Here is a 213-nt window from a genome sequence, read left to right on the forward strand (position 1 = left end):
TCATGCCTGCATTCTCACTCGTGTAGCGTCCACGGCTGGATCACTCCGCCGCTTCACCCGCTACACGACGCTCCCCTACCCATCCACACACCTGGACCATCCCCACAAGGAAGACAGCCGGGTAAAGTATGAATGCCACAGCTTCGGCGGTGTGCTTGAGCCCCGCTACATTGTCGGCGCGGAACCACTTGACCAGTGAGCTATTACGCACTC

1 rRNA gene is annotated in these 213 nt (G+C 59.2%); it reads right to left on the reverse strand.

Features of this window, described 5'->3' with window-relative positions:
- Positions 1-213: ribosomal RNA gene (locus ADL15_RS25495) — 23S ribosomal RNA — on the reverse strand; the annotation flags it as partial.

The sequence above is a fragment of the Actinoplanes awajinensis subsp. mycoplanecinus genome, assembly GCF_001509495.1.
Lineage (GTDB): Bacteria > Actinomycetota > Actinomycetes > Mycobacteriales > Micromonosporaceae > Actinoplanes > Actinoplanes palleronii.